The sequence below is a fragment of the Mesorhizobium sp. P5_C1 genome, from assembly GCF_054049815.1.
The window spans coordinates 1-5,248 of sequence record NZ_JBFULQ010000403.1 but is presented as its reverse complement, the minus strand read 5'-3'; the positions used below and the strand labels follow the sequence as shown (position 1 = coordinate 5,248).

Sequence of the window (5,248 nt, the reverse complement as noted above, 5' to 3'; positions counted from 1 at the left end):
GGTCGGTCTCGGCTTCGGCATCGCGCGCCGATCCGGACGGATCGGTGACGAAATGCACCATGGCGATATCGGGCTCGCTGGTCTCCCGCTTGCGCCGCGTCGCAAAGATCTGCGCATTGTTCGATGCGATTTCGGTTTCGACGAACATCTTCGAGAAAGCCGGATGCGCGTTGTCCGACGCCTCCAGGCCGAGCACCAGTTCGGCAAAGGAGGTGACTTCAATGTGACGGTCGGTCGGCCCGTCATTGTAGAGCGTGACCCGACGGCCCTCGCCATTGCCTTCCGAGATGACAATGCATTCGACTTCGGAGCGCAACGTGCCCACCGATTTGACGAAGCTTGCCTTGTCGTCGGAGAACAAGGTCTGCGCCTTTTCCTCGGCCGCACGCTTCGGCTCGGCCGTAGCCGACCACCAATCGCCGGTGCCTGCGTCCCGCAGGAAGATGTAGGAGCCGAGCCGGTCCTCGGTTGGATCCGGCTGCCAGCGGGTGATGGAGAGATCGCCCCAGCGGCTGTAGCCCGAGCCGGTCGCGGTGACCATCACCGAATAGCGGCCGTTCGACATCACACTGGTCGACCGCAGCGACCGCAACGGATCGAGCACGATGCGGGTGTCGGGGCTCTCGACTTCCGTCTCGTCCTTGGAGCGCTCGTCGGCCTCGGTCCTGACGGTCGCGGTCGGGATGTCGCGCGGTGCCCTCTCCTGCAGCAGCAGTTCAGCCGATTCGATGACCGGGTCACTGTGGAAGCGGTCGCGCATGCGGCCTTCAAAGATGGCGTCGGCGACGGCCACGATCGACATGCCCGAATGGTGGGCCATGTAGTTCTGCACGACGACATGATCGGTGCCTTCCGGCACGCGCTGCGGCGTGAAGTCGACAGCGTCGTAGTAACCGTGGCGGCCAAGCGCGCCGATCTCCCGCAGCCGGGCGAGATTCTGCACGGCTTCGCGCGGGTTGAACTGTGCCGCGAGCACGGTGGCGTAAGGCGCGATCACCGTGTTCTGGCCAAGGCCGCGCTTAAGGCCGAGCCCGGGCACGCCGAAATTGGTGTACTGGTAAGTCAGTTCGCGGTCGCGGGCGTTGTAGGCCGCTTCCGAAATGCCCCACGGCACGTTCTTCTGGCGGCCATACTGGATCTGGCGCTTGATGATCAGCTTGCTGGTCTGGTTGAGAATGCTGCCTTGCGGCTCCTTCATCACCAGCGGCGGCATCAGGTATTCGAACATCGAGCCGGACCAGGACATCAGCGCGCCCTTGAAACCGATCTCGACGATCGGCCGGCCAAGCCGGAACCAGTGCTCGGTCGGCAGGTCGCCCTTGGCGATGGCGAACAGGCTGGTCAGCCGCGCCTCGGAGGCCATAAGGTCGTAGCAGCTTTCATCGAGCTGGTGCTCCTCGACACGGTAGCCGATCGACAGCAGCTTGCGTTCGGGCCGCATCAGGAAGGAAAAATCCATCTCGAAGGCGAAGCGCCGCGTGCGCTCGCGCAAGGTGAGCAGCTTGGCGCGCAGCGCCTCGACGGCATTGTCGTCGCTGTGCGCGTCATGGACATGCGCCTCGCAGGTGGCCTCGAGCCTGGCCGCCCAGTCGACGATGACGTCGCTCTGGGCCGACGCCGCCTCGGTGTGGATGGCGGTGGCGAGCTTGCGGATCTCGCCGGCCAGCACGGCCAGATTGATGGTGCGGATCGACGCCATTTCCGGCTGCGCCTTGATGGTGTCGACCGCGCGCCGCATGCCGTCGAGACGGTCGACGAGGCGCTGGCGCAGGGGTCGCAGCTGGCGGCGGTCGTCGGGCAGTTCGTCGAGGCTCTCGCTGAGGATGGTCACAGTGTCGAGAATGCCTTCGAAATCGCCCTGGAGATGGACGGAGGGCGCTTCCGCCCATTCGGCGCATGCCGCGGCCACCGCCACCAGATGACCGGCAAGATTGCCGCTGTCGACCGCCGAGATGTAGAGCGGGTAGAGCGGCTTCAGCGTCGTCGTGTCATACCAGTTGAAGAGATGGCCACGGTCGCGCGGCATGCCCTCGATCGTCGTCATGGTGGCGTCGATGCGGGTGATGGCGTCGGACAGGCTGATCCAGCCGAAATCGCGGGCAGAGACGACCGACAGCAGGTAGACGCCGATATTGGTCGGCGAGGTGCGCGGCGCCACCACCGGCGCCGGGCTTTCCTGGAAATTGTCCGGCGGCAGATTGTGGTGCTCGGCCGTCACGAAGCTTTCGAAATAATGCCAGGTGCGCCGCGCCACCGTACGCAGTGCGTGGATATCGGCTTGCGATATGCGCAAGCGATCCTCGGTTTCGGCCGAGCGGCTGATCCAGCTGGCGATGGCCGGCGAAGCGATCCAGAACAGGGCGAAGAAGAAAGCAACGAAGGCGCCGGTGGAATCGGCCAGCACCGGGATGGCAAGGCCGACGAAGCCGATAATCACGGCGCCATACATCATGCCGTAATAGGAGCCGACATCGTTGTCGCCGGCCTTGTGCGCCTGCGAGGCGGTGCGCCATTCCAGCAGGTTCTGGCGGCTGACGAAGAGCCGGTAAATCGTGCGGATTATGGCGTCGCCCATCATCCAGGCGTTGTGCGCCATCAGCACGATTTTCAGCGCCACCATGGCGGTACCGAAGGCGACGTCGCGCGCCAGGGCCGAGAAATGGCCGCGCGGCGTCTGGTCGCCGCTCTTGGGCAGGATGGCGTTGACGATGTCGAACGTCGGCGCCATGAACAGGCTGAGGATCAGCAGGGCCTGCCATTGGGCGGCCTGCGTGAAGGGCAGCAGCGTCCAGCCGGCGATCGCGGCCATGACCCAGAAGATCGGCGTCAGCGAGCGGCGCAGATTGTCGACCATCTTCCAGCGCGACAGAGCCGGCACGCCGGAGCGCGGATCGAGCATGAAGCCGAGAAGCTGCCAGTCGCCGCGTGCCCAGCGATGGTGGCGCGATGCGTCGACTGAATAACGGATCGGATAGTCCTCGACCAGTTCGACGTCGGTGACCAGCGCCGAGCGCGCCAGCGCGCCTTCCAGCAGATCGTGGCTTAGGATGGTGTTTTCCTCGATGCGGCCCTGTAGTGCGGCCTCGAAAGCATCGACGTGATAAAGGCCCTTGCCGGTGAAGGACCCGTCGCCGAAGACATCCTGATAGAGATCGGAGACGGCAAAGACATAAGGGTCGAGGCCGCGATTGGCCGAGAACACCCGCTGGAAAAACGACGCATCGTCGCCACTGGTCAGCGACGCGGTGATGCGCGGCTGCAGGATGGCATAGCCGGCCGTGACAACACGCTTGGTAGCATCGAAATGCGGACGGTTGAGCGGATGGCAGAGCTTGCCGACCAGGGTCGCGACCGCGTCGCGGGTGGTGCGCGTGTCGGCATCGAGCGTCATCACATGGACGACGTTCTCGGGCAGCGGCACGTCGAGCGGCAGGAATGTGGTGTCGCTGTCGCCGCGCAGCAGAAGGTCGAGTTCATGCAGCTTGCCGCGCTTGCGCTCCCAGCCCATCCAGGAACCCTGCGCCGCATTGAAGAGGCGCCGCCGGTGCAGGATGTAGAAACGTGGCGCGCCTTCTGAGGGATAGCGGGCGTTGAGACGAGCGATCTCGGCGCGGGCGAATTCGAGGATTTCGGTATCGGCCGCATCGATTTCGGTCTTGCTGTCGGGCCAGTCCGAAAGCAGCGCGAAATAGATTTCATCCGCCGTGTTGGCGAGATGATGCACCTCGATGTTGCGGATGTTTTCCTCGACGTCGTCGCGTGAGCCGATCAGCGACGGCACCACCACCAGGGTGCGCGCCTCAGGCGGCACGCCGTGCCTGTAATCATAGCCAACGAGGCGCGTCGGTTTTAGGAACAGCGATACGACGGTGTTGAAGAAGGCGAGCGCGCCCTCGCTGGCCGGTACGGCAAACAGCGCCAGCATCACGACGATTGACGGCACCGACAGGCCGAGATTGGCCAGCGCGTTGCCGGTGAGCACGAGAAGCAGGGCCGTCAGCGCAAATACCGGTACGACGATGCCAAGCCATCCGGTCTTGCGGAAGGTGCGCTTGACCGTCTGGCTGATGGTCGGCCGATAGCCGATCGTTTTCTCCAGTTCCAGCCGGCGCGGACCGACGAGGAAGAAACCGACATCGGTGTGGGCGGATGCAACTTGGGTGGCAGCGCCTTCATCATCGCCCGATAGGGTCTCGGTGGCGGCGTGATCGGCCAGTTCGATGGCCTTCTCGGCGACGCGATATTCCGAAAGGTCCGAGCGGCGCGCCAGTTCCTCGATCGCGGTCCGGTACTGGTCACGCGAGAAGAAGTCGAGCGCGGCGAAATCGGTGCGCTCGCGCAGCACGGTGTCGATGCGGCTGACGCCTTCGAACCACACCGTCCAGTCGACGTCGTTGATAAGGCGCAGGCCACGGATGATGTTTCCGGTCGTCACATTGCCGCTGGACAGCGTGTGATGTTCGGAAATGATGATCTCCTCGGCGTCGGAGCCGGTCTTTTCGAGCTCGCCTTCGAGCCATTCCAGGGCCTTGCCGGCATTCTGCGATCCATCGCGCAAGCGATAGAGCAGCTGGGTGGCGAAGGTGGTGTCCTGCGCATGAGCGCTGAATTTGGACAGGATCGCCTGCCGGTCCGGGCTGTCGTCGGTCGACAGAACCTTGTCGGCGACATCGTTGGCGATCTGGCGCATCTGGCGGGTGCGGTTGACCCTGACCGCCAGCCGGCGCAGATTTTCGATCAGGACGAAGCGCAGAAGCGACGGCAGCGCCCAGAGTTCGCCGATCTTCAGCGGCTCGAGCGACTGGAAGCCCTGGACGATGGACTTGAACATCGTCGCCGAGACGGAACTGTCCGAATGCGCCACATAGGTCCAAGCCAGCGCCAGCGCGCGCGGCACGCTGCCGCCCTCGGGCAGTTTCAGACTGGGCAGTTGGCGGTAGAAGCGGCGCGGCAGATCGCGCTTGACCTGGAAAATGGTTTCTTCGACCAGATAATTGTTGTCGAGCAGCCACTGCGCCGCCGGCGTGATCGTCTCGCCCCTCGCCTGCGCGGCATTGGTCGAGCGGTAGACTTCCAAGATCTTCTTGGCGCTGTCGCGGATGCGGGCCTGAAAGTCGAACGGCGTCAGGCCGAACAGATCGGTGAGATCGCCTTTTGCCAGGCTTTCCCCAAGCAGGCGAAGGCGCTCTTCGGGCAGGAAATTGGATCGGATCGGCTCTTCCGTGATGGCTGGGAAGCTCGCGCTCGT

1 protein-coding gene is annotated in these 5,248 nt (G+C 64.2%); it reads right to left on the bottom strand.

The annotated features are described in order from the left end of the window. Nucleotides 1–5,248 (bottom strand): glucoamylase family protein (locus ACXJ7R_RS24315; protein ID WP_457154054.1); only part of this gene is annotated, 5,248 nt, incomplete at both ends.